This window comes from Streptomyces sp. G-G2 (assembly GCF_030063135.1).
Taxonomy (GTDB): Bacteria; Actinomycetota; Actinomycetes; order Streptomycetales; family Streptomycetaceae; genus Streptomyces.
The window spans coordinates 24,476-48,735 of the sequence record NZ_JASISO010000042.1 but is presented as its reverse complement, the minus strand read 5'-3'; the positions used below and the strand labels follow the sequence as shown (position 1 = coordinate 48,735).

The window sequence follows — 24,260 nt, the reverse complement described above, 5'->3', positions numbered from 1 at the left end:
CCTTCGGCTTCACGTCGCGTTCCGTTCCGGACTAAGTTCGATCCATGGCGGACACGAAGCGCGAGATCGAGCGGAAATTCGAGTTCACGAGCGTCGAAGCCGGACAGCGCGGGGTTCCCGACCTGACGGGGACGGCCGGCATCGCCGCCGTCCACGACCGGGGCACCGTCGACCTCGACGCCGTCTACTACGACACCCTTGACCAGCGGCTCGCCGCCGACGGGCTCACCCTGCGGCGCAGAACGGGCGGCGCGGACGCGGGCTGGCACCTCAAACTGCCCGTCTCGCCCGACGTGCGCGACGAAATCCGGGCCGGGCTCGCCGACACCGTGCCGGGCGCCCTCACCGCCCTGCTGCGCTCCCGGGTCCGCGACGGCGCGCTGCTGCCGCAGATGCGGCTGCTGTCCTCGCGCCGGGTGCTCCACCTCCTGGACGCGGACGGCGCGCTGCTCGCGGAACTGAGCACCGACGCCGTACGCGCCGAGGGCCACGACGCCAGCGCCGCCTGGACCGAGGTGGAGGTCGAACTCGCCGACGGCGTCGATCCCGCACTCCTCGACGCCGTCGAGAAGACGTTCCGCAAGGCCGGGCTCACGGTGTCCGAGGCCCCCTCCAAACTCGCCCGCGCGCTCGCCGAGACCGGCTCCGCGCCCGCCCCCCGGCCCGGCGGCACCCCGGCCGACGGCACCGCGGGCGCCCACGTCCTCGCGTACCTGCGCGAGCAGTTCGCCGCGCTGGTCGCCCAGGACCCCGCCGTCCGGCGCGGCCTGCCCGACTCCGTCCACCAGATGCGGGTCGCCACCCGGCGCCTGCGCAGCGCCCTGCGGACCTACCGCACGGTCGTCGACCGCGAGCGGACCGACCCGCTCCGCGCCGAACTGCGCTGGCTCGCCGCCGAACTCGGCGTCGACCGCGACCAGGAGGTCCTCCTCGAACGGCTCCAGGCCCGGATCGGTGAACTCCCGCGCCCCCTGCTGGTGGGCCCCGTCCGCGGCCGCCTGCGGACCTGGAACACCACCCGCCGCTCCGGCTCCCGGCGCCGCGCGCTCGCCGCCCTCGACGACGCCCGCTACCTCGCCCTGCTCGACGCCCTCGACGCGCTGCTCCAGGACCCGCCGCTGCGCCCGGCCGCGGCCAGGCCCGCCGTACGGATCCTGCCCAAGGCGGTCCTCGCCGAACACGCCCGGCTGTCCCGGCGGATCGAGGCGGCGTTCGCCCTCACCGCGGGCGAGGAGCGCGACGTCGCCCTCCACGAGGCCCGCAAGGCCGCCAAGCGCGCCCGCTACGCGGCGGAGGCGGCCCGCCCCGCCCTCGGGAGCCCGGCGAAACGGCTGGCCAAGCGGGTGAAGGCGGTCCAGACCCTGCTCGGCGACCACCAGGACAGCGTGGTCGCGCGGGAGGCTCTGCGCGGCCTGGCCCTCCAGGCGTCGGGCGCCGGGGAGCCGTCCTTCAGCTGGGGTGTGCTCTACGGGCGCGAGGAGACCCTGGCCGCGCGCGCGGAGCGGGAACTGCCGGAGGTCTGGGCCGAGGCCGCGGACCCGCGATCCCTGACGTGACCCGCTCCGGGCCCCTGATCACGGCGGCGGGGGGCGGCCGTGCCTCGGGGTACGCTTGAGAGTCGCCCCCTGCCCGCTTCACGAAAGTCGCGTGATGACCGAGTCGGTCTTCCCTCAGCTAGAGGCCCTGCTTCCGCACGTACAGAAGCCGATCCAGTACGTCGGCGGGGAGCTGAACTCCACCGTCAAGGACTGGGACGCATGTGACGTCCGCTGGGCGCTCATGTACCCGGACGCCTACGAGGTCGGGCTCCCCAACCAGGGCGTCATGATCCTCTACGAGGTGCTCAATGAGCGCGAGGGCGTCCTGGCCGAGCGCACGTACAGCGTGTGGCCGGACCTCGAAGAGCTGATGCGCGAGCACCAGGTGCCGCAGTTCACCGTCGACTCCCACCGCCCCGTGGGCGCGTTCGACGTGTTCGGCCTGTCCTTCTCCACGGAGCTGGGCTACACCAACATGCTGACGGCGCTGGACCTGGCGGGCATCCCGCTGGCGGCCAAGGACCGTACGGTCGACCACCCCATCGTCCTCGCGGGCGGCCACGCGGCCTTCAACCCCGAGCCGATCGCGGAGTTCATCGACTGCGCGGTCATCGGCGACGGCGAGCAGGCCGTCCTCGACGTGACCGACATCATCCGCGCCTGGAAGGCCGAAGGCCGTCCGGGCGGGCGCGAGGAGGTCCTGCTGCGTCTGGCGAAGACCGGCGGGGTGTACGTGCCGGGCTTCTACGACGTCGAATACCTCCCGGACGGCCGTATCGCGCGTGTCCTTCCGAACCGCTCCGGCGTTCCGTACCGGGTGTCCAAGCACACGGTCATGGACCTCGACGAGTGGCCCTACCCGAAGCAGCCCCTGGTCCCGCTCGCCGAGACCGTCCACGAGCGCATGTCCGTGGAGATCTTCCGCGGCTGCACCCGCGGCTGCCGTTTCTGCCAGGCCGGCATGATCACGCGTCCCGTACGGGAGCGAAGCATCACCGGCATCGGCGAGATGGTGGAGCGCGGGCTGAAGGCCACGGGCTTCGAGGAGGTGGGTCTGCTCTCGCTGTCCTCGGCGGACCACAGCGAGATCGCCGACATCGCCAAGGGCCTCGCCGACCGCTACACGCAGGACAAGGTGGGCCTGTCCCTGCCGTCCACCCGCGTGGACGCCTTCAACGTCGACCTGGCCAACGAGCTGACCCGCAACGGCCGCCGCTCGGGCCTCACCTTCGCCCCCGAGGGCGGCTCCGAGCGCATGCGCAAGGTCATCAACAAGATGGTCTCGGAAGAGGACCTGATCCGGACGGTAGCCACGGCGTACGGCAACGGCTGGCGCCAGGTGAAGCTGTACTTCATGGTCGGCCTGCCGACCGAGACGGACGAGGACGTCCTGCAGATCGGCGACATGGCGGTCAACGTCATCGCCAAGGGCCGCGAGGTCTCCGGCCAGAACGACATCCGCTGCACCGTGTCGATCGGCGGGTTCGTCCCGAAGCCGCACACCCCCTTCCAGTGGGCCCCGCAGCTGTCGGCGGAGGAGACGGACGCCCGGCTGGCGAAGCTGCGCGACAAGCTCCGCGGCGACAAGAAGTACGGGCGCTCCATCGGCTTCCGCTACCACGACGGCAAGCCGGGCATCGTCGAGGGCCTGCTGTCCCGCGGTGACCGCCGCATCGGCGACGTCATCCGCGCGGTCTACGAATCGGGCGGCCGCTTCGACGGCTGGCGCGAGCACTTCTCGTACGACCGCTGGATGCAGGCGGCCGAGAAGGCGCTCCCCGCGTACGGCGTGGACGTGGCCTGGTACACGACCCGCGAGCGCACCTACGAGGAGGTCCTGCCCTGGGACCACCTGGACTCCGGTCTCGACAAGGACTGGCTCTGGGAGGACTGGCAGGACGCCCTCGACGAGACCGAGGTCGAGGACTGCCGCTGGACCCCCTGCTTCGACTGCGGTGTCTGCCCGCAGTTCGACACATGGCCACAAGTAGGACCGACGGGGAAGAAGCTGCTCCCACTTGAGGTCAAGAAGTAGCCGTGACCAGCGGCGATGCCGTCCAGAGGATGGCTGAGACGCTCGCTGGCATGAGCGAGGCGGAGCGTACCGAGATCCTTCGTGGGCTCGGGGCGAAGGAGCGCGAGCAGGCTTCCCGCCCTGTGCGGCGCACGCCGCTCCCTGCTCCTCGGCAAGATCCGGGCATCGTCTCGGCGGTCGAGTGGGTGTAGCTGACGAGAGGCGTCCGGGCAGTAACAGCCGGGCGCCTCTCGCCTGTCCCGAGTGAGGCGGGCTCACCGGCTGCGAGAGGGGCTGTACGCCCCCGCCGCGTCGGATGCCACCCTCGGGGGCTGTTCGCCCGGCAGGCGTCCGCGAGGCGCTCCTGGGCAAGGCTCGGCCCCCGGTCCGGTGGGTATGCCCCGCTCGCTCCGGGGGCTGTCTCAAGCGGCCAGGATCAGGAGGCAGTCTTCTCGATGGCCTCGAAGATGTCGGCGTCGGTCTCCTGCTGCCACTTCGGGAGGTCCGGCCAGTCGGCGACGTAGCCGGGCTTCGGGATGGCTTCCCGCCCGTACAGGACGACTTGTTCGGGGTCGCGTCGCTTGGCGCCGATGGCGGCGAGATCGGCCAGCACGGCACCCCTGCGCCGGTAGGACTGGAGTTCGCTTCGGTCCTGGACACCCCAGCCGGCCGAGTCGGGGAGCTTGCGGCCCTGGCGGAGATGCTGCAAGCCGTAGCCCGTGGTTGGTACCCGGACCTGGCACCGCGCCTTCTCGCTCGCGCGGAGTCCCTCACGGGCCTTCAGCCACCGGTCCCGGCGCACTCGGAAGTGCGCGCCTGACAGGCCCGTGCATGACAGCGGCCCCCGACGTGATGCCGGGGGCCTGTCTGTGTCCCTGTGCGCCTGCCTCAGGCGCTCTCTCCCAGATGGCGGTACAACGTGGCACGGCCGATTCCCAGGGCCTTGGCGATGACTGTGACGCTGTCTCCCTTGGCGTGCCGGGCACGGGCTACGGCGAGCGCGTCGTCATCCACGACGGACGGACGCCCACCGACGTTGCCCTTCCGGGCCGCAGCCTCCAGCCCTTCCAACGTCTTCTCCCGGATGCCTTCCCGCTCCACCTCGGCACTCACGGCAAGGACGGCGAACACGATGGCGCCTGCCCCGTTCGGGTCGTACACGCCCTGAAGGGGACCGGACAGCAGTTCCAGTTGGATGCCGTCCGCCTGAAGGGTGGAAGACAGCGTCATCAGCTCTGCCGCACTACGGGCAAGACGCTTCATCTCGACCACGGTCAGGATGACCGGCTGACCCGGTGCGGCTGCCTTGATCTCCCGGGCCAGAGTGAGCGCCTTCTCCAGCTCCGGCCGCTCCTTCACGCGGGTACTGATCTTCTCCGAGAACACGCGGGTGCAGTCGGCACGGGCAAGCATGTCCAACTGGGACTGAAGTTCCTGCCCAACGGTTGAGCAACGGGCGTAGCCCAGGCGGATCGCTGCGCCCGGTATCGCGTCGGGCACCTGTGTGACGGGAGCGCCCTGTGTCCACGCCTTACCGGGGTTGCGGTCGGCCGGAGCCTTCACGGTCAGTTCTGCCTTGAGCGCGGGCACCAGGGCGAAGCGGCCTGTGTGGTAGTTCGCTGCCACCTTGCCCGTGGTCGTGCGGCAGGGGCTACCGGCGGGGGCTTCGCACTTCGGGCAGGTGTGGCGTTCGACCTGTGCGGCCGGGGTGTTCGTGGTCATGACGAGACAGTCTCACAAACGTGTCCCGAAAGTCAGCGATGAGGACGTTGTTTCGGGACGGGTTGCGAGACTGTCCCCTGACAGCGAACCCATTGAAGTTGGACTGGCTGCTTGCTCTTGCGGCGCTGCCCCGGATGAACCGGACGCAGCGTGGTCTCATCGGGCCTGCGTAGCCGTGGTCGGCAGACTTCGTTCACTCGTTCTCCCGGTAGTTCATGAACCAATGGGTGTCGAAGTAGTGGGCCATCGTGAACGGGTGGTGCGGGTCAAGGAGGATGCGGCAGACAAACTCCGCGGCCGGGCAGTCGAAGGGGACGAGCTCGCCGTCGAAGGTCTGGACAGTGACGGGCCAGCGGTCGGCGTCGCCGTCGTTGGTTTGCCAGCAGTACAAGTTCTCGTGCTCGGTGCCCGCCCAGATGAGCAGGCCGTCCTCCTTGAGGTGGGTCCACGGCTCCTGATTCAGGTTGAGGTACGCGTCGAAGGCGCCCTCCCCGAACGTCTCGACCATGCGTTTGTAGTCGCTGGGAAGGCGCGTACCCACGCCTGCTTCTACCTGCGCCCAGTCGACGTTCGGCCGCCGCGGGGGCGAAGTCCAGCCGGTGATTCCGATAAGCCGCTCGACCCAGTTCTCATCCTGGCCGGTCATCCCCGCAGGCGGCGCTTGTATCCGCCGTGGCGCGGTCACCAGCACCGGCCGAATGATCCCTTGCGCATCTCGGGCGGTACCAGCGCCGATCCACTGCCCTCCGTACGCCCATGCCCGTATCGTCACGCCCCGGCCTTCGAGAAGGGTGAGAAGAGCCACGCCACAGGACTCGTCCACGGTCGGGTCCGTGAAGCCGTCCAGGACCAGGATCCGTGGTGCCCCGTGACGGTCGGCCAGCCTCTCAACGAGCGTATGCGGGTCAATGTCCAGTGACAGGTGCAGAGACCCGCTCGGTTCGGTGAGCCGGGCCAGCAGGTCGTTAAGCGCCGAATGCGTGAGCTCCATGCAGGACAGGAAAGCGCACTCCACTGACAAGGGCCTTCGGTCCAACTTCGATGACAATCGGTCCAGGTTCGCTGTCGGGGGACAGAGACATCCGGGCGTGGGCGAAACGGACGCGCCCCGAGCCTGGTCCGTCCGTCCCGAAAACGAAGGTTTACGAGACGCTCTGGTCGTAGCCCCTGCCAGCTGGCTCCTGCTCCAGCCCCATGAGACTGAGGATCTCGTCCACCTGCTCCTCGCTGAGCATGGGCGCTCGCGCCAACCAGCACTCCAGCCACTCGTTCGCAGTCATGACAGGGACAACGCCGACAGCGTCATGGTCGTCACGCCCGTGACCAACGGCGACGGCGAAGGGGTGGGGGTATGACCCCCAAGGGGGCCTTGCCCGACCGCCATGTCTTGGCGGCCAAGATTGCGCCACGGTTTCAAGGGCGATGGGAAGCCGGAGAATGGGTGCAGCGGCGGAGAAGTAGCAGGTGGGGAGGCTGCGCGCAGCTGAGCCGGCACTCAGAGCCCGCACGAGAGTGAGGCTTTCCGGGGCTGGCCGTGCGGCTTCACGTTGTGGGGGCGTGGCAACGCCCCAACCTGGCTGGCTTCCTGGTCTTCCTGCTGTCGGCCCCTTCGGGGGCCGCTGTGAGGCCAAAAAGACAAGAGAAGGCGCGAACGTTTCCGCAGGTGAGATGTCGTCTCGGTACACGTGAGGCGTGTGCTGGCTACACGCGAGAGATGTAGTCACCGATCGAGGTGCAGGCGGCACGGCACGGGTGCGCCCTTCCTCTTCTGGAAGACGTGAGAGGGGAGGACGAGGCAAGCGGCCCCCGATCGGGGCGAGACAAGCTCCAGCTCCCTGGCGCGAGCCAGGGCGTTGTTCGTGCTCTGGTCGGACAGGGGCTTGCCCTCCTTGCCGAGCAGCACGGCGAGCTTGCCGGGGCCGAAGCTCGCGTGCCCGTGGCGGTCGGACCAACCGAGGGCCGCGAAGTGGATGCGGTAGGCGAGCTGGTGTCGGGGGTCTCGGGCCATGCGCTGGTACTCGCGCTGAGATACCCCGCCCCACGGGCGGCCGGGGCCGAAGTTGATGGTGCTCGTGCTCATCGGCTCGGAACCTCCGTGCCGCCACAGTCGTGAGTCTCTCCGTCGACGAGAGGCGATGCGCAGGCCTCACAGGTCCAAACGACTTCGATCGTGATGTTCAAGGGGTGGCGACCTCCCGGCGGCGGCCGAGGGCAGCGCGTAGCTGTACCTCGGCGGGTGAGTGGAAGTCGCGCAGAACCGTCCTGCGCTTCGGGGTGCCCTTGGCTTCCCCTGCCAGCCCCTTGGGGTGGCGGCCCCTTCACGGGGTGGCCAGCTCTACCGGCGTCACACGACGGGAGCTACGGTGTCCGCTCATCTAAGGAACGGAAGGATCTTCTTACATGGCCGGTTGCGGTCGTCAACCGTGCCGGCCGAGCCCCCGCCCCTCGCGGCGCGGTAAGCGAGCCAGGGCAGGGGCGGCGCTACTCCTCAGAGCTTCGCGGCGAAGTCGTCGCCCTTGATGACGAGTCGCTCGCGTACGTCACGGGGGATCTTCAGGCGCAGGTGTACGGAGGGCGCGCGTACCCCCTTGACCTTGGTCCGCTTGACCTCGCACGTGATGCCGACGCGGCGGAGATCCTCGGCCATGGCCTCCATGCCTCCCGACTCCCACGCTTCGCGGAACGTTTTCCCGTTGTGGACGAGAGTCCATCGGTCCTGGGTGGTCTCAGGGTCGATCGCACTCAGTTCGTCGGTGAGCTTGTCGAGCGTCTTCTCTGCCTGCTCCTGAGTGAACCGCGTCTTCGTGTAGCGGCCTCCGGGCTCAAGTCCGGTCATGTAGTAGGTGATGGCCTCTTCGAGTCGCTTCACCTCGGCGCGAGCCTCAGCCCCCTGCGCGTACTCGCGGACCTGGACGGGGAAATCGCCGAGAACCCGTAGGACGTCGTCTACAAGCACGTCGTACACACCCTGTGGGTCCGGGGCGCCGAGCCCTCCGCTCTTGCACTTCTGGCACCGGAGGTACTGGTACTGGCCGAACTTGTTGGTCCTGACGTGCACGGTCATGTTCGACGTGCAGTCGACACAGGTGAGGACTCCCAGGAACTGCGTCGCGCCGTGCGTCTGGCGCTGGGGTTGGTTCTTGCCGCGCCGGTCGATGGCCTCCTGGAGTTCGTCGTACTCCTCCTTGGTGAAGATGGGATCGGCCACCCTGATCGGCTTGCCGTCGTGTCCGAGTATCAGCTTCGAGCGGCGTACGCCGCCGTTCTTGTTCTCCTCCACCCGGTAGCCCATGAGCGCCGGGTTACGGAGGCGCCGGAGGAGAGTCGAGGTAGTGAGCCCTGGGGACATGAGCCCGGAGCGCACGAGGCACAGAGCCATGCGCCGGGCAGACACTCCCCGAAGTGCCATGCGGCGAGCCCAGTGCAGTGCCTTGTGTGCGTTCGGCTCGATGGCGAGGGAGGGCTTTCCGTTCGCCTTCGTGGTGACGAAGCCGTACGCAGGCTTGCCGACGAACCACGCGTCCTGAGTCCGCGTGTAGTCCCACAGCGACGCGACCCGTGTCGACGTGTTCGCCGCCTCGATCTCGGCGATACCACCGATGAGCGTGACCATCATCCGGCCGACAGTTGATTCGAGGTCGATGCTGTCGTTCTTCGACACGAGGTTCTTCCCGTACCGCTCGCACCACTCGATCATGGTCGAGAGATCCGACATGCGGCGGATGAACCTGTCGAGCTTCCAGAAGAGCAGGACATCGAACTCCGGGGCCCGGTTGTTGAGCCACTCGCCCAGCTCCTTCCGCTTCCACGGCGGAACCTTCGTCGCCGACACGTTGAGATCGGAGGCGATGCCGACGACGCGGCACCCCTTCTCTCTGGCCAGGAGGCGGAGGTCCAGATCCTGCCGTACCGGCGACGTCGTGTCCTCCGTCAGTACGGACAGGCGGATGGACAGCAGGGCACGCGGAGCATCCGCAGGGAGTAGAGCCTCTGCCTTCCTCAGGTCCTCCAAGAGGGCCAGGTCTGAGGCAGTCCACTCGGTCTCGACGGCATACGTCTTCATGAGCCGGAGCGTATGGACGGATGTAGCCCTGTGTCCATCTGCCTGCAGATGGACACGCAGATCCAGATCGCCCGACGGGCCAGAAGCTGCTGCCGCTGTCGGTCGTGAAGTAGCGGTCGCTGTTCTCCCCCCCATGCCCCCCGCCGGGATCCGGCGGGGGGCATGGGCATTCCCATGGGGCCCGGAGATGCGCCGGGCGCGAGCCGATCCGTACGTTGTGCGGGCACGTCGCGCTCGGTACCCGCTGGCTCGCCGAGCCCGGTTCCATCGACCGAGGCCGCTCCTCCGGTGCGACCAGGGAGGTCACGGACGCGTACTGTGGGTAGTACGACAGCTGTCGGCAACGCGCCCGCACCCGAGATCTCCCTGCGCGAGCAGGGGTGAGCCGGAGCTGCGGGCACGGCCGGACGGCCCCACAGACCTCCGGGCGGCGCGCGAGAGCGGCCGCCCCGCACAAGGAGAAGAACCACTGGGCAAGCGACAGCCCGAAGGCCCCCCTCCCGCTCCGGTGGTGCAGCGCATCCGACTGCGCTACACCAAGCGCGGCCGCCTCCGGTTCACCAGCCACCGAGACTTCCAGCGAGCCTTCGAGCGGGCCCTGCGCCGCGCCGAGGTCCCCATGGCGTATTCGGCGGGCTTCACCCCCCACCCCCGGGTCTCCTACGCGAACGCCGCCCCCACCGGGACCGGCAGCGAGGCCGAGTACCTGGAGATCGCCCTCGCCGAAGCCCGCGACCCGCAGAAACTGCGGGAGCTGCTCGACGAGTCGATGCCGGCCGGGCTCGACATCACCGACGCCGTCGAGGCCCGCACCTCGGGCCTGGCCGACCGGTTGACCGCCTCCGTATGGGAACTGCGCCTCGAAGGCACGGAACCCGCCGAGGCCGAACGGGCCGTCGAGGTCTTCCTCGCCGCCGAATCCGTCGAGGTCCAGCGCCGTACGAAGAACGGCATGCGCACCTTCGACACGCGTGGCGCCGTCGTCAGTCTCGCCGTCGTCCCGGCCTCGGCCGTTCCGGCTGATAGGACGCCGGACAGTGCTTGTGCGATACTGCGGCTGGTTGTTCGGCATTTGACACCTGCCGTTCGACCCGACGACGTCCTGTCCGGTCTCCGAGTTGTGGCCGACCTGGCGCCGCCGGTCCCCGCAGCGGTGACCAGGCTGGCGCAGGGGCTCTTCGACGAGGAGTCCGGCACGGTGACCGACCCGCTCGCGCCCGACCGCGAAGCCGTCACGGCCGCCCCATCCACGGCGACCGAGGCTGCCGACGCGAAGGCGCCGGAAGGTCCCGCCGCGTAAGGACAGTCGTTGCCGCGCCGCCCTGGCACCCGGGATCCACCTGGGTCGGGCAGCGCAATGACCTGAAGACTTCCGCCAGGCCGTACGAACACACACGTACGGAACCGGCGGCCATGGACTACAGCTCCCGTGTGGCGCACGCGCCCCGGAGGCCGGGTTCGCGCTCAACGCGCGAATCCGCGCCGGACCGGATGTCAGCCGCGGCGCCCGGGAGCGCGACGGGAGAACCCCGCACATGCTCAACAACGAGAACGACACCAACAACACCGCCGAGGGCAGCAGCCCCAGCGACAACCTGCCGCCGCGCAGGCGCCGCCGCGCCGCGTCGCGCCCGGCCGGTCCCCCGGGGGCCGTCGTGGCCGCCGAGACGGTGGAAGCGGCACCCGCGGCCGCTCCGGCCGCGGCTCCGGTCGAGGACGCCGCTCCGGCTCCCCGAGCCCGTCGCCGCGCCACCCGCGCCGTGACCGCCCCGGCCGCGGAAGCGGCCGAGGCCCCGGTGGCCGAGCCGGCCGCGGCTCCGGTCGCGGCTCCGGTCGAGGACGCGTCCCCCGCGCCCCGAGCCCGTCGCCGCGCCACCCGCGCCGTCGCCGCCCCCGCCGCCGAGGCCGTGCAGGCAGCCGAGCCCGTCGTGGCCGAGGAGGCCCCCGTCGCCGAGGCTCCGGTCGAGGACGCCGCTCCGGCGCCGCGAGCCCGCCGTCGCGCCACCCGCGCCATGACCGCTGCCGAGGCTCCGGCCGCCGAGTCCGCCCCGGCCGCGGAAGCCGTCGAGGCCCCGGTGGCCGAGCCGGTCGCGGCTGCGGCCGCCGCTCCGGTCGAGGACGCGTCCCCCGCGCCCCGAGCCCGTCGCCGCGCCACCCGCGCCGTCGCCGCCCCCGCCGCCGAAGCCGCGGAAGCCGCTCCGGTCGTCGAGGAGCAGCCCAGGGGGGCCGCCGCCAAGGCCGCCGTGACGGTCGCCGACGCCGTGGACTCCCCGAAGGGCCGCGCCCCGCGCCGCCGCGCCACCCGCGCCGCAGCTCCGGCCGCCGCCCCGCAGCCCGTGGCCCCGGCCGCGCCCGCCGAGCCGCGTGGCCGCCGCGCCGCGCGCCCCGCCGTCGCCGTGTTCCAGGCCCCGGTGTTCGCCGAGCCGATGTTCCAGACCCCCGAGACCGCAGCCATGATGGCCGCCGCCGCGCACGTCCCGGCCGAGGAGGCCGAGGACGAGGACATCGAGTTCGAGGCCGAGTTCGAGGCCGCCGCCCCGGTGCAGGCGCCCGCCGCCCCCGCCGCGGGCCGCCGCCGCCGTCGCCGCGGTGGCGCCGCCCCCGAGCACGGCGTCGACGCCGCCCCGGCGCAGGCGCCCGCCGCCACCGGCCCGATCTCCTTCGAGTCCGTCCTGGACGAGGAGCCCGAGGCCGAGGCCGCCGAGCTGGACGAGGACGAGAACGACGAGTCGGGCGACCGCCCGTCGCGCCGTCGCCGCCGCGGTGGCCGTCGCCGCCGTCGTGGCGAGGCCGCCGACCTCGACGAGTCCGCCGAGGACGAGGCCGAGGAGAACGACGAGGCCGCCGCCGAGCAGGAGGCCGACGAGGACGACGGGTCCGCCGAGGACGAGGACGGGGAGAACGGCCCGGCCGGTTCCAGCTCCAGCCGTCGCCGCCGTCGCCGTCGCCGCCGCAGCGGTGACTCCGGCGCGGACGGCGACTCGGGCGACGAGGACGGCGTACGCACCGTCGTCAAGGTCCGCGAGCCCCGCCCGGCGCGCGAGCGCGAGTCCGCACCGCTGTCGACGTCCTCCGACGAGGTCCAGTCCATCAAGGGCTCGACCCGCCTGGAAGCCAAGAAGCAGCGCCGCCGTGAAGGCCGCGAGCAGGGCCGCCGCCGCGTCCCGATCATCACCGAGGCCGAGTTCCTGGCGCGCCGCGAGGCCGTCGAGCGCGTGATGGTCGTCCGCCAGAGCGGCGAGCGCACCCAGATCGGCGTCCTCGAGGACGACGTGCTCGTCGAGCACTACGTCAACAAGGAAGAAGCCACCTCGTACGTCGGCAACGTCTACCTGGGCAAGGTCCAGAACGTGCTGCCGTCCATGGAGGCCGCCTTCATCGACATCGGCAAGGGCCGCAACGCGGTCCTGTACGCCGGTGAGGTCAACTTCGAGGCGCTGGGCATGGCCCACGGCCCCCGCCGCATCGAGGCCGCCCTCAAGTCCGGCCAGTCGGTCCTGGTGCAGGTCACCAAGGACCCGATCGGCCACAAGGGCGCCCGCCTGACCAGCCAGGTCTCGCTGCCCGGCCGCTACCTGGTCTACGTGCCCGAGGGCTCGATGACCGGCATCAGCCGCAAGCTGCCCGACACCGAGCGCGCGCGCCTGAAGACCATCCTCAAGAAGATCGTCCCCGAGGACGCGGGCGTCATCGTGCGCACCGCCGCCGAGGGCGCGAGCGAGGACGAGCTGCGCCGTGACGTCGAGCGCCTGCAGGGCCAGTGGGAGGACATCCAGAAGAAGTCGAAGCAGATCTCGACCTCTTCGCCGAGCCTCCTGTACGGCGAGCCGGACATGACCGTCCGCGTCGTGCGCGACATCTTCAACGAGGACTTCTCGAAGGTCATCGTCAGCGGTGACAGCGCCTGGGAGACCATCCACGGTTACGTGAACCACGTGGCCCCGGACCTGGCCGGCCGCCTCTCGCGCTGGACCTCCGAGGTCGACGTCTTCGCGACGTACCGGATCGACGAGCAGCTCGCCAAGGCGCTCGACCGCAAGGTGTGGCTGCCCTCGGGCGGCTCCCTGGTGATCGACAAGACCGAAGCGATGATCGTCATCGACGTCAACACCGGCAAGTTCACCGGTCAGGGCGGCAACCTCGAAGAGACCGTCACCAGGAACAACCTGGAGGCGGCCGAGGAGATCGTGCGCCAGCTGCGGCTGCGCGACCTGGGCGGCATCGTCGTCATCGACTTCATCGACATGGTCCTGGAGTCCAACCGCGACCTGGTGCTGCGGCGCATGCTGGAGTGCCTGGGCCGCGACCGTACGAAGCACCAGGTGGCCGAGGTCACCTCGCTGGGCCTGGTCCAGATGACCCGCAAGCGGGTGGGCCAGGGTCTGCTGGAGTCCTTCTCCGAGACCTGCGTCCACTGCAACGGCCGCGGCGTCATCGTGCACATGGAGCAGCCGACGGCCATCGGTGGCGGCGGCAACGGCAAGCGCGCCAAGAAGCGTGCGGGCCGCACCTCCGAGCACGACCACGAGCACGAGATCGACGCGGAGCTCGAGGCCGACGTCGAGACCGAGCGGATCGAGACCGAGGCCGAGGTGGCCGCCGAGGCCGCCGCGCCGCGCGCCCTGCCCGAGCCGGAGTTCGTCGCGGACGAGGAGCTGTACAGCAGCGCTGCCGAGGCCGAGGCCGCGGCGGGTCTGAGCGGTCGGCGCAACCGTCGCCGCGCCACCCGCAAGGCGACCGCTCCGGCGGGCGCTCCGCGCGGGGGCGCCGCCCAGGCTCCGGCACAGGCACAGGCACAGGCACAGGCTCCGGCCCCCGTGGCCGAGCGCGTCGCCGCGCCCGAGCCGGTGGCCGAGCCCGTCGCCCCGCCGCAGCCGGTGATCGAGGCCGCCCCGGCGGCTCCGGTCGCCGAGGCCGTGGCCGAGCCGGTCGAGGAAGCCGCTCCGCAGGGCCGTACCCGGCGCCGCGCCACCCGCAAGGCCACCGCCCCGGCGGGTGCCCCCAAGGCGGCCGAGCCCGCCCAGGAGGCCCCCGCGCCGGAGCCGGCCGCCCCGGAGCCCGTGGTGGAGCCGGAGCCCGTGGTGGAGGCCGCCCCGGCCCGTCCGCGCCGCCGGGCGACGCGCAAGGCCACCGCGCCCGCCGGTGCCCCGGCCGGTTCGGCCGACGCCGCCGTCGTCGTGGTCGCCACCACGCCGGCGGAGGCCCCGGCCGCCGAGCCCGAGGCCGCCGAGCCCGAGGCCGCGGAGCCCGAGGCCGAGGCTCCCGCCCCGGCCAAGAAGGCGGTCCGCAAGACGGCCGCCAAGAAGGCCCCGGCCAAGAAGGCCACCGCCGCCAAGAAGGCCACGGCCACGGCGACGGCTGCCAAGAAGACGGTCGCGAAGAAGGCGACCGCCAAGAAGACCGTGAAGAAGGCGGCGACGAAGAAGACCGCGGCGGCCGAGCAGCAGACGCTCCCGTCCGTGTCGGCCCCGACGACCGAAGCCTGACCCACACCGGGTGTGGGCCCCGCCGGACGGGGGGGCCCACAGCCGTGCAGGGCCCGGTTTGATTCCTGAACTGGGGCCCCGTAACCTAGACCGTCGGCGTGTCTTATGGCGCGCCGCGCTCCTGAGCACCTTCCTCCCGTCGCGTGCGCTTTCGCGCCGTATGGGGAGAGGCCGCTCGTCCAATCCGGATCTGTGCGGTCCCGTCTTCGCGACGGGCCTGCCTGAGCGGCTGGCTTCAGGAGCATCCGCCCCGAGTGAGAGAGAGATCCGCGTGTACGCCATCGTGCGCAGCGGTGGTCGCCAGCACAAGGTTGCTGTCGGCGACATCGTTGAAGTTGACAAGATTCCCACTGCCAAGGTTGGCGACACGGTCGAGCTCTCGACCCTGCTCGTTGTCGACGGCGAAGCCGTCACCAGTGACCCGTGGGTCCTGGCCGGCATCAAGGTCACGGCCGAGATTGTGGATCACCACAAGGGCGCCAAGATCGACATTCTGCGCTACAAGAACAAGACCGGCTACCGCCGTCGCCAGGGTCACCGCCAGCAGTACACGGCGATCCAGGTCACCGGTATCCCCGCGGCTGCGAAGTAAGAGGGACTGAGACATGGCACACAAGAAGGGCGCATCTTCCACCCGGAACGGGCGCGACTCCAATGCTCAGCGGCTCGGCGTGAAGCGCTTCGGCGGTCAGGTCGTTTCCGCTGGTGAGATCCTCGTCCGCCAGCGCGGCACCCACTTCCACCCGGGCGCGGGCGTCGGCCGTGGCGGCGACGACACGCTGTTCGCGCTGCTGGCTGGTGCTGTCGAGTTCGGCACCCACCGCGGCCGCAAGGTCGTCAACATCGTTCCGGCCGCCTGATCCAGCTCCGGCTGATCTGGCGTACGTAACTTCCCGAGGGCGGATCTCAGCTCTTCCCGGCGACAGCCGGGAAGAGAGGTCCGCCCTCGGCGCGTTGTCACATAGACACGTTTAATGGGCAGCAAGGCCTGCCCGGGACATTCCCGTATGTATCTGGAGGAACACCCATGACCACCTTCGTGGACCGCGTCGAGCTGCATGTCGCCGCGGGTAACGGGGGCCACGGCTGCGCCTCCGTTCACCGGGAGAAGTTCAAGCCGCTCGGCGGCCCCGATGGCGGCAACGGCGGCCGTGGCGGCGACGTGATCCTGGTGGTGGAGCAGGCGGTCACCACCCTGCTGGACTACCACCACAGCCCCCACCGCAAGGCCACCAACGGCCAGCCCGGCGCCGGCGACAACCGCTCCGGCAAGGACGGCCAGGACATCATCCTGCCCGTCCCGGACGGCACCGTCGTCCTCGACAAGGAGGGCAACGTCCTCGCCGACCTCGTCGGCCAGGGCACCACCTACGTCGCCGCCGAGGGCGGCCGCGGCGGTCTCGGCAACGCCGCGCTGTCCTCCGCCCGCCGCAAGGCGCCCGGCTTCGCCCTGCTCGGCGTACCCGGCACCGGCGGCGACGTCGTCCTGGAGCTGAAGACCGTCGCCGACGTGGCGCTCGTCGGCTTCCCGAGCGCGGGCAAGTCCTCGCTCATCTCGGTGCTCTCGGCCGCCAAGCCGAAGATCGCCGACTACCCCTTCACCACCCTGGTCCCCAACCTCGGCGTGGTCACCGCGGGCTCGACGGTCTACACGATCGCCGACGTCCCGGGCCTGATCCCCGGCGCCAGCCAGGGCAAGGGCCTCGGCCTGGAGTTCCTGCGCCACGTCGAGCGCTGCTCGATCCTCGTGCACGTCCTGGACACCGCCACCCTGGAGTCCGACCGCGACCCGCTGGCCGACCTCGACGCCATCGAGAACGAGCTCAAGCTCTACGGCGGCGGCCTGGAGAAGCGCCCGCGCCTCGTCGTCCTGAACAAGGTCGACATCCCGGACGGCCAGGACCTCGCGGACATGGTCCGCCCGGACCTGGAAGCGCGCGGCTACAAGGTCTTCGAGGTCTCCGCGGTGTCCCGTTCGGGGCTCAAGGAGCTCTCCTACTTCCTCGCCGAGGTCATCGCCAAGGCCCGCGCCCGCAAGCCGAAGGAGGAGGCGACCCGCATCGTCATCCGCCCGAAGGCCGTCGACGACGCCGGGTTCACCGTCACCTACGACGAGGCCGAGGACGTCTACAAGGTGCGCGGCGAGAAGCCGGAGCGCTGGGTCCGCCAGACCGACTTCAACAACGACGAGGCCGTCGGCTACCTCGCCGACCGCCTCCAGCGCCTCGGTGTCGAGGAGTCGCTCAGGAAGGCGGGCGCCCGCTCCGGTGACGGCGTGGCCATCGGCTCCGACGAGAACGCGGTCGTCTTCGACTGGGAGCCGACCATGATGGCCGGCGCCGAGATGCTGGGCCGCCGCGGCGAGGACCACCGCCTCGAGGCCCCGCGCCCCGCGACGACCCGCCGCCGCGACAAGGAAGCCGAGCGCGGCGACGTGGCGCAGCAGGAGTACGACGACTTCCGGCAGAACCAGACCGGCATGTAACACGTCGCGCCTCCGGCACGGCCGAAGCCCCCGCAAGGATCCCGGACGGGATCTTGGCGGGGGCTTTGACACAGAGTGAACCGGTACCGGTCGCACCGCCCAGGACGTCCCATAGGATCCTGGGGTGAGCAGCAGCAACACTCCCCGGGTCTCCGTCGTGGTGATCGCGTACAACGACGCCGCGCTCGTCGGCGAGGCCGTCACCTCGGCACTCGCCCAAGGCCCCCTGGTCGGTGAGGTCATCGCGGTCGACGACGCGTCGGCCGACGGCACCGGCCGGGTGCTGGACGAGCTGGCCGCCGTACACCCGCGCCTGAAGGTCGTCCACCGCACCGAGAACAGCGGTGGCTGCGGCACGCCCCGCAACGACGGGATCGCGGCCGCCACCGAGCCGTACGTCCTCTTCCTCGACAGCGACGACGTGCTGCCCCCGGGAGCCGTGGAGGCCCTGGTGCGCGCCGCCGGGGAGCACCGCGCGCCGGTCACCGTCGGCGCCTGCGTCCGGCGCGAGCTGCCCCAGGGCCAGGACACGCCCTGGATGCCCGGGCTGTACACCCCCGGCGAGGTGATCGAGCGGCCCGCGGACCGGCCCGCGCTGGTCCGCGACACCCTGTGCGTCAACAAGCTCTACGAGCGGGCCTTCCTCGACAAGCACGCCATCCGCTTCCCCGACGGGCGCTTCGTCTACGAGGACTTCGTCTTCACCGCCCGCGTGCTGGCCGCCGCCCCCCGCATCGCGGTCGTCCCCGACCTCGTCTACGTCTGGCACGTGCGCCGCTCCGCCGCCCAGGTGTCGATCTCCCTGGACCGCAAGGACGTCGGCAACTGGGCCGCCCGCGTCGAGGCCCACCGCACCGCCGCCGCGGTCATCACCGCCGCCGAGCCGGAGCTGGGCCTCGCCTGCCAGGTCAAGTTCCTCGACTACGACCTGCGCATGTACCTGCGCGAGCTGGGCACCGACCCCGGCTATCAGGCCGCCTGGTGGACCCTGACCAGGGACTACGTCGCCGGGTTCGACGAAGCCGCCGTCGAGGCGGCCCCGGCCCGTGCCCGCTGGATCGTCCGGGTCCTGCGCGCCACCCCCGCCCCGCCCGCCGACATCCGGCGCCTGAGCCGCTTCGCCGCCGAACCGCCCCGTCTGCTGCCCCCGTACGCCCGGGCCGCCGACGGCGCCCCGGTGTGGAGCGAGGAGACCCCCGCCGCCCTCGACGGCCTCGCCGCCCTCCCGGCCGCGGAGCTGCCCGTCACCGTCGACGCGGAACCGGCGGGCGGCGGCACGCGTCTCACCCTCCGTGTGCACGACCTGTACGGACGCCTCGCCGAGTCCGCGCCCCGCAGCGCACACCTGTGTTTCGTCCCGCGCGCGGGCGGGGAACCGGTCGAGGTCCCGGCGGCCGAGCTGCGCCCCGACGGCGCGGACGGCTGGAGCGCCGAGCTGCCGTTCCGGCTCGCCGCGCTGGCCGCCACCGGCCGCCGCAGGGGACTGCGCGGAATCCAGGCCTGGGACGTCCGGGTGGGCGTGGAGTGCGAGGACGGGAGCTCCCTCCTCACCTCCCTGCGCCCCCTGGGCGATCTGCTGCGTCGCCGCGCCCTGTTCAGCAGCAGGTACGGTGTTCTGCTGGCGCAGCCCTACCGAACGGCCTCCGGGTCGCTCGCGCTGCGGCTCGCGCCCGGTGCGGAGGGCGCCGCGAGCTTCGTACGCAACCGTCTCGACCGCGCCCGTACGGGCCGCCGGTCACGCTAGAGCTTCACGCGAGAGCTGGGGAGATACGCATGACGTTTCTGATCACCGGAGGCGCCGGGTACATCGGCGCGCACGTCGTCCGGGCGATGCTGCTCGCGGGTGAGGAGGTCGTCGTCCTGGACGACCTGTCCACGGGCAACGCCGACCGGGTCCCGGAGGGCGTGCCCCTGGTGATCGGCTCCGTCCTGGACCGGCTCGTCCTCGACGAGGCCTTCCAGCAGTACGACATCACCGGTGTGGTGCACCTGGCGGGCAAGAAGCAGGTCGGCGAGTCCGTCGAGAAGCCGCTGTACTACTACCACGAGAACGTCCAGGGCCTCACGGTCCTGCTGGAGGCGGTCGCCGCCGCCGGGATCCGCAGCTTCCTCTTCTCCTCGTCCGCCTCCGTGTACGGCATGCCCGACGTGGACCTGGTGACCGAGGAGACCCCGTGCGCGCCGCTGAGCCCGTACGGCGAGACGAAGCTGGCCGGTGAGTGGCTGGTCCGCGCCGCGGGCAAGGCCCACGGCATCTCCACCGCCTGCCTGCGCTACTTCAACGTGGCGGGCGCGGCCACCCCCGAACTCGCCGACACGGGCGTCTTCAACCTGGTCCCGATGGTCTTCGAGCGCTACGACGCCGGTGAGGGCGCCCGGATCTTCGGCGACGACTACCCGACCCCGGACGGCACCTGCATCCGCGACTACATCCACGTCGAGGACCTGGCCGACGCCCACCTGGTGGCCGCGCGCAAGCTCGCCGAGTGGGCCGGGCGGGGCGAGTACCAGGACCTCACCGTCAACATCGGGCGCGGCGAGGGCGTCTCCGTACGGGAGATGGTCGAGCTGCTGAACGCGAACACCGGGCACGCCATCGCGCCCGTCGTCACCCCGCGCCGCCCCGGCGACCCGGCGAAGGTCGTGGCCTCGGCGGACCGGATCGCGGCGCAGCTGGGCTGGAAGGCCCGCCACGACGTCCGCGAGATGATCACCTCGGCGTGGGCGGGCTGGGAAGCCAACCGCAAGGGCTGAGCACGGCGCGCACGCACCCCTACGCGCGAAGCCGCCCGCCCCGGTCGTGGACCGGGGCGGGCGGCTTCCGCGTGGGGAGGGGCTCAGCGTTCCAGGAACGCGAACAGGTTCTCCCACCGGTCGGTGATCTCGTCGCTGGAGTAGCGCCGCACGTTCTGGAAGGCCGCGTCGCCCATCCGGTCGCGCAGTTCCTTGTCCGTCATCAGCACCCGCAGGTGTCCGGCCAGCTCCATGGTGTTGCCGACCCGGGCGAGCAGCCCGTCCTCACCGTGCGAGACGATCGCCCGGACGCCCGGCGCGCAGTCGAAGGCGGCGCAGGGCACGCCCGCCGCCATCGCCTCCAGCAGGGTGATCGGGAATCCCTCGGCCCGGGAGGCCTGGGCGAACACCGAGGCTCCGCTCAGCGCGCCCAGCACGTCGTTCGTACTGCCCATCCACTCGACGGAGTCGTCCAGGCCGAGCGAGGTGCAGCGCTCGCGCAGCATGGCCGCGTCCACGCCCGCGCCGTAGATCCGCAGGGTCCAGTCCGGGTGCTGCGGTACGGCGTCCGCCCAGGCGTCGAGGAGCAGGTCCACGCCCTTCTCGTCGGCGAGCCGGCCCACGCAGGCGACGACCTTCTCGGTGCGCGGAGCGGGGGAGTCCGGCATGAAGGGCAGCGGGTTCGGCATGCTGCCCACGTTCTGCATCCCGGAACGGATCCAGAGGTCCGCGTCCTCGGGGGTCAGCACGAGCAGCCGGTCCACGTCCCGGTAGTGACGCCGGACCCGGGCCCCGCGGGTGGACTTGCGGCTGGCCTCGAACGATTCGTGGCTCATCCCGATGAGGACGAGCCCCTTGGTGTCGGCGAGCGCGACCCACTCCATCGCCCAGACCTGCGTGACGATCACGACGGCCCCGGGGCGGGCCGCCCGGAACAGGGCGCTCAGCTGCTCGGCCCTGGCCCGCATCCCGGCCCGGCGGGCTGCCTGACGGCGCCGTTCGGGGGCGTTGAGGCGGCCCTTGAGGCCGTGCAGCCGACGGGCCGCGGGCGGGTGGGCGTCGTACAGGGTGGTCGTCTCGTAGGGCAGGTCCGCGGGGAGCTCCTGGCGGATCTCCTCGGCGACCGGGGCGATGCCGACGACGTGCACCCGGTGGCCGCGGTCGGTGAAGAGCCGGGCCATCTGGTGCGACCAGGTGGTCACCCCGCCCAGCTCGTCGACGCTGTTGGAGACGATGAAGACGTCCCGCCCGCCGGACGTCACCGACTCGGCGTTCTGCTGGCTCACTTGCCACCCCTGGTGAAGAACTTCTCGACGATCTGGCGGGCCGCGTCCCCGCGGTCGTATTCACCGAACTCGGTGAGGAAACGGGAGCGGGCCTCCGCGTACTTGGCGTCGGCCTCCTCGAAGGCGCCGAGCGCCTGCAGGAGCTCGTCCGCGGTGGCGACCACCGGGCCCGGTGCCTTCTCCTTGAGGTCGAAGTACGTCCCGCGGATGTCCGTTGAGTACTTCTCGTAGTCGTAGGCGAAGAACACCATCGGCCGGTCGAGGACCGCGTAGTCGAACATCACGGACGAGTAGTCGGTGATCAGCCCGTCGGCCAGCTCCAGCAGCGGGGTGATGTCGTGACGGCGGGAGACGTCGATCACCCGGCCCGACACCGACGGCGGCAGCGACACGCTGTTGAGGTAGTGGGTGCGCACCAGCAGGGTGAAGCGGTCCCCGAGCCGGTCCGCGAACTCCTCCACGTCGAAGGGGAAGTCGAAGCCCTCCACCGCGCCGTCCGCGTTCGCCCGGAAGGTCGGCGCGTACAGCAGCACCTTCGTCGCCGGGTCGATGCCCAGCTCCGCGGCGAGCGGCCCGCGCACCCGCTCTCCGCTGTCCGCCTCGGCGCGGTGCGCCGCGACCAGCGCGTCGTTGCGCGGGTAGCCGGTGCGCAGCAGGACCTCGTCGCGCAGCCGGAAGCCCTTGGCGAGGGTGCGGGCGTCGTGCTCGGAGCGGATCAGGAAGTGGTCGAACCGGTCCACGGCCTTCTGGAACTTCGCCTGTCCGGCGCGGCCCTGGGCCTTGGTGCGCGGCTCGTGGAAGCCCATCCGCTTGAGCGCGGAGCCGTGCCAGGTCTGGATGTACGTCGTCCCGGGCCGCTTGGCGAGCGCGAGCGGGAAGCCCTGGTTGTCGATCCAGTACTCGGCCTGCGCCAGCGCCCGCAGGTAGGCCCAGCTCCAGCGCTTGACCAGGGTGGCCTCCTTGGGGAAGCCGGTGGGGCGGGCGCCCGCGTAGGACCACACGGCGTCGAAGGCGATGCCCTGGCGGACCATCTCCTCGTAGATCGCCTTCGGGCTGTCGCTGTACTGCTTGCCCATGTGGCTCTCGAAGACGACCGTGCCCTTCTTGACGGGCAGCTTCGAGAACACCTCGTGGTAGAGCTTCACCTTCTGCTCGCCGGAGCCGATGTTGCGGCGGGCGCGCAGGGCCTTGCGCAGCCCGCGCTTGAGCACGCCCGCGGCCCTGCCGTGCATGGCGTTGTTGATCAGGCTCTGGGTGCGGACGGCGGCGGCGCCCTCGGCGGTCAGGACGTACGAGAGGTTGCCCTTCTTCGTCATCTCCGGCTCGAAGCGGTCGGAGACCAGCCGGGTGAGCCGCGGGCGCACGCGCAGGGCGGTGGCCGAATCGAGGTCCACCGCACCGACCGAGACCCGGGTGGAGATCCGGTCCGCGCCCGCCTTCAGCTTGAGCCGGACGTCCCAGACGGCGTCGATGATGCCGAGCGGCCGCACGGTCGAGCCGATGTCGGCCGTACCGGTCCACTCGATCGTGTCACCGGCGTGGCGCACGGTTGCCACCGGGAACCGGAAGGGGCGCACCCCGATCTGCCGCCGGGCCCGGAACTCCAGCTCGGCGCTCAGCTCCGCCCCGGGCAGGATCCGTCCCAGCGGGTTCACGACGGAGCCCGACATGGTGACCGTGCCGCGGCCGTCGTCCTCGTACGAGGTGAGCCGGTTGCCCAGGGTGAGCGAGGTCAGCGCCGTGGTGTGGAAGCCCTGGTCGGTGACGTCCAGTATCCGGCGGCCCTCGGCGTCGTCGAGGTGCCCGGCGCACCAGTAGACGCGCCCGTCGCGCTCGGCCAGGGAGGACGACAGCCGCCCCTTGTTGGTCATGGCGTCGGCGGCCGAGAGCAGGTTGTCCCAGTCCTCCTGGCCGAGCAGGTACGCGCAGATCGCCTGGAGGTGGGTGACGTGCTCGTAGGCGGCCGGGTCGATGCCCGCGAGGTAGCCGTTGGCCAGCCGGGCGAACTCCTGGCGGTAGTCGTCGTCGAGCAGCCGCAGGTCGCGCAGGTGCAGCACGAGGTCGTGCTTGAGGAACTTGGCGTCCTTGGCGGACTTGATCTGGTCGTGGCCCTTGCTGGCGAGCAGCTCGTCGACCCGGCGGTGGATCTCCATCCGGTGGACGAAGTTCGCGATCTCGTGACGCCGGTTGCTGATCGACTTGGCGGCGGCCTTCTCGACCACGTTCCAGAAGTAGACCTGGTTGGGGATCAGCGTGATGCGGCTCGCGGCGACGTACGCCTGCGCCGAGAAGAGCAGGTCCTCGTAGTGGATGCCGACCGGGAACTCCAGCCCCTGCTCCAGCAGGAACGAGCGGCGGTAGCACTTGTTGGTCGAGAGGGTGTCGTAGACCAGCAGGTCCGGGTACTCGGTGATCGACTCCAGCGTGCGGGTGCGGGAGTAGATCCAGGGGTACCACTCGGTCGTCTTGCCGAACCGGTTGTCCACGTGGACCCGGACGCACATGCCGGAGACCAGGTCGGAACCGGTCCGCTCGGCGGCGTCGAGCATGTTGCGGCAGGCGTTGCGTTCCAGGACGTCGTCGCTGTCCAGGAACATGACGTACGTTCCGGCCGCCTCCCGGATGCCCCGGTTGCGGGGAGCGCCGCAGCCGCCGCTGTTCTCGGGCAGCTGGAACGCCCGGACCCGGCCGGGGTGCGCCGCTTCCAGTTCCTTGGCGATCCCGAAGGACCGGTCCTTGCTGCAGTCGTCGACGATCACGACTTCGACCCCGTTGAGAGTCTGGTCCAAAACCGACTGGACTGCTGTCGGCAGACGCTCTGCGTCGTTGTAGACGATGACGACCACGGAGACGTCAGGCACGTGCACCTCGATCTTGTTGTTCCCATCCGCCCCCGGACTCCGTCCAGGGGGACCCCCGCCCAGTCAAAGCTA

17 protein-coding genes are annotated in these 24,260 nt (G+C 71.0%); 9 read left to right on the top strand and 8 right to left on the bottom strand.

Annotated features, from left to right (window positions below):
- The first annotated feature begins 44 nt into the window (after positions 1-44).
- Positions 45-1,556 carry a CYTH and CHAD domain-containing protein gene (locus QMF80_RS28440; RefSeq protein WP_283458381.1) on the top strand — a complete coding sequence of 504 codons (1,512 nt, stop codon included), beginning with the start codon at positions 45-47 and terminating at the stop codon, positions 1,554-1,556.
- 91 nt (positions 1,557-1,647) lie between these two features.
- On the top strand, positions 1,648-3,573 hold the full coding sequence (locus QMF80_RS28435; protein WP_283458379.1) for a TIGR03960 family B12-binding radical SAM protein: 1,926 nt from the start codon (positions 1,648-1,650) through the stop codon (positions 3,571-3,573).
- A 415-nt stretch (positions 3,574-3,988) separates the two neighbouring features.
- Here the strand turns inward: QMF80_RS28435 and QMF80_RS28430 are convergent, their stop codons facing one another.
- The 6 genes from QMF80_RS28430 to QMF80_RS28405 form a co-directional block, all read right to left on the bottom strand.
- Positions 3,989-4,261: a hypothetical protein gene (locus tag QMF80_RS28430; RefSeq protein ID WP_283458428.1), complete on the bottom strand. Its 273-nt coding sequence runs from the start codon at positions 4,259-4,261 to the stop codon at positions 3,989-3,991.
- 179 nt (positions 4,262-4,440) lie between these two features.
- Complete coding sequence (locus QMF80_RS28425) at positions 4,441-5,274, bottom strand: recombinase family protein (RefSeq protein ID WP_283458377.1); 834 nt, start codon at positions 5,272-5,274, stop codon at positions 4,441-4,443.
- 193 nt (positions 5,275-5,467) lie between these two features.
- On the bottom strand, positions 5,468-6,265 hold the full coding sequence (locus QMF80_RS28420; protein ID WP_283458375.1) for a hypothetical protein: 798 nt from the start codon (positions 6,263-6,265) through the stop codon (positions 5,468-5,470).
- Positions 6,266-6,416: 151 nt separating this feature from the next.
- Entirely contained in the window at positions 6,417-6,554 is a 138-nt protein-coding gene (locus QMF80_RS28415) for a hypothetical protein (protein ID WP_283458373.1), read from the bottom strand.
- Between the two features lie 440 nt (positions 6,555-6,994).
- Positions 6,995-7,354 carry a hypothetical protein gene (locus QMF80_RS28410; RefSeq protein ID WP_283458371.1) on the bottom strand — a complete coding sequence of 120 codons (360 nt, stop codon included), beginning with the start codon at positions 7,352-7,354 and terminating at the stop codon, positions 6,995-6,997.
- Positions 7,355-7,762: 408 nt separating this feature from the next.
- Positions 7,763-9,337: a recombinase family protein gene (locus tag QMF80_RS28405; protein ID WP_283458368.1), complete on the bottom strand. Its 1,575-nt coding sequence runs from the start codon at positions 9,335-9,337 to the stop codon at positions 7,763-7,765.
- Between the two features lie 511 nt (positions 9,338-9,848).
- Here QMF80_RS28405 and QMF80_RS28400 point away from each other — a divergent pair.
- The 7 genes from QMF80_RS28400 (at position 9,849) to galE (ending at position 20,062) form a co-directional block, all read left to right on the top strand.
- Positions 9,849-10,637, top strand: coding sequence for a TIGR03936 family radical SAM-associated protein (locus QMF80_RS28400; RefSeq protein ID WP_283458367.1), 789 nt, complete (start codon positions 9,849-9,851; stop codon positions 10,635-10,637).
- 235 nt (positions 10,638-10,872) lie between these two features.
- Positions 10,873-14,823 carry an Rne/Rng family ribonuclease gene (locus QMF80_RS28395; RefSeq protein ID WP_283458365.1) on the top strand — a complete coding sequence of 1,317 codons (3,951 nt, stop codon included), beginning with the start codon at positions 10,873-10,875 and terminating at the stop codon, positions 14,821-14,823.
- Between the two features lie 271 nt (positions 14,824-15,094).
- Positions 15,095-15,415 (top strand): 50S ribosomal protein L21, encoded by a 321-nt coding sequence (gene rplU, locus QMF80_RS28390; protein WP_283458363.1) that lies wholly within the window; start codon positions 15,095-15,097, stop codon positions 15,413-15,415.
- Positions 15,416-15,428: 13 nt separating this feature from the next.
- A complete protein-coding gene (gene rpmA, locus QMF80_RS28385; RefSeq protein ID WP_283458361.1) occupies positions 15,429-15,683 on the top strand; it encodes a 50S ribosomal protein L27 in 255 nt (84 codons plus the stop codon).
- A gap of 167 nt (positions 15,684-15,850) precedes the next feature.
- Positions 15,851-17,308 (top strand): GTPase ObgE, encoded by a 1,458-nt coding sequence (obgE, locus tag QMF80_RS28380; protein WP_283458359.1) that lies wholly within the window; start codon positions 15,851-15,853, stop codon positions 17,306-17,308.
- A gap of 124 nt (positions 17,309-17,432) precedes the next feature.
- On the top strand, positions 17,433-19,052 hold the full coding sequence (locus QMF80_RS28375; protein ID WP_283458356.1) for a glycosyltransferase family 2 protein: 1,620 nt from the start codon (positions 17,433-17,435) through the stop codon (positions 19,050-19,052).
- Between the two features lie 29 nt (positions 19,053-19,081).
- On the top strand, positions 19,082-20,062 hold the full coding sequence (gene galE / locus QMF80_RS28370) for a UDP-glucose 4-epimerase GalE (protein WP_283458354.1): 981 nt from the start codon (positions 19,082-19,084) through the stop codon (positions 20,060-20,062).
- 83 nt (positions 20,063-20,145) lie between these two features.
- On the opposite strand, the gene QMF80_RS28365 is transcribed toward galE, so the two are convergent.
- A complete protein-coding gene (locus tag QMF80_RS28365; protein ID WP_283458353.1) occupies positions 20,146-21,327 on the bottom strand; it encodes a glycosyltransferase in 1,182 nt (393 codons plus the stop codon).
- The gene (locus QMF80_RS28360; protein WP_283458351.1) at positions 21,324-24,194 is read right to left on the bottom strand and encodes a bifunctional glycosyltransferase/CDP-glycerol:glycerophosphate glycerophosphotransferase; all 2,871 of its coding nucleotides are present in this window, start codon (positions 24,192-24,194) and stop codon (positions 21,324-21,326) included. The genes QMF80_RS28365 and QMF80_RS28360 overlap by 4 nt, the downstream gene beginning before the upstream one ends.
- Positions 24,195-24,260: the final 66 nt, after the last annotated feature.

What these genes read in the sequence shown, in the direction of transcription:
- QMF80_RS28415 (WP_283458373.1), bottom strand. Translation starts at nt 6,554, where the DNA reads ATGACTGCGAACGAGTGGCTGGAGTGCTGGTTGGCGCGAGCGCCCATG.
- QMF80_RS28410 (WP_283458371.1), bottom strand. Translation starts at nt 7,354, where the DNA reads ATGAGCACGAGCACCATCAACTTCGGCCCCGGCCGCCCGTGGGGCGGG.
- obgE (WP_283458359.1), top strand. Translation starts at nt 15,851, where the DNA reads ATGACCACCTTCGTGGACCGCGTCGAGCTGCATGTCGCCGCGGGTAAC.
- QMF80_RS28425 (WP_283458377.1), bottom strand. Translation starts at nt 5,274, where the DNA reads ATGACCACGAACACCCCGGCCGCACAGGTCGAACGCCACACCTGCCCG.
- QMF80_RS28440 (WP_283458381.1), top strand. Translation starts at nt 45, where the DNA reads ATGGCGGACACGAAGCGCGAGATCGAGCGGAAATTCGAGTTCACGAGC.
- rpmA (WP_283458361.1), top strand. Translation starts at nt 15,429, where the DNA reads ATGGCACACAAGAAGGGCGCATCTTCCACCCGGAACGGGCGCGACTCC.
- galE (WP_283458354.1), top strand. Translation starts at nt 19,082, where the DNA reads ATGACGTTTCTGATCACCGGAGGCGCCGGGTACATCGGCGCGCACGTC.
- QMF80_RS28405 (WP_283458368.1), bottom strand. Translation starts at nt 9,337, where the DNA reads ATGAAGACGTATGCCGTCGAGACCGAGTGGACTGCCTCAGACCTGGCC.
- QMF80_RS28420 (WP_283458375.1), bottom strand. Translation starts at nt 6,265, where the DNA reads ATGGAGCTCACGCATTCGGCGCTTAACGACCTGCTGGCCCGGCTCACC.
- QMF80_RS28395 (WP_283458365.1), top strand. Translation starts at nt 10,873, where the DNA reads ATGCTCAACAACGAGAACGACACCAACAACACCGCCGAGGGCAGCAGC.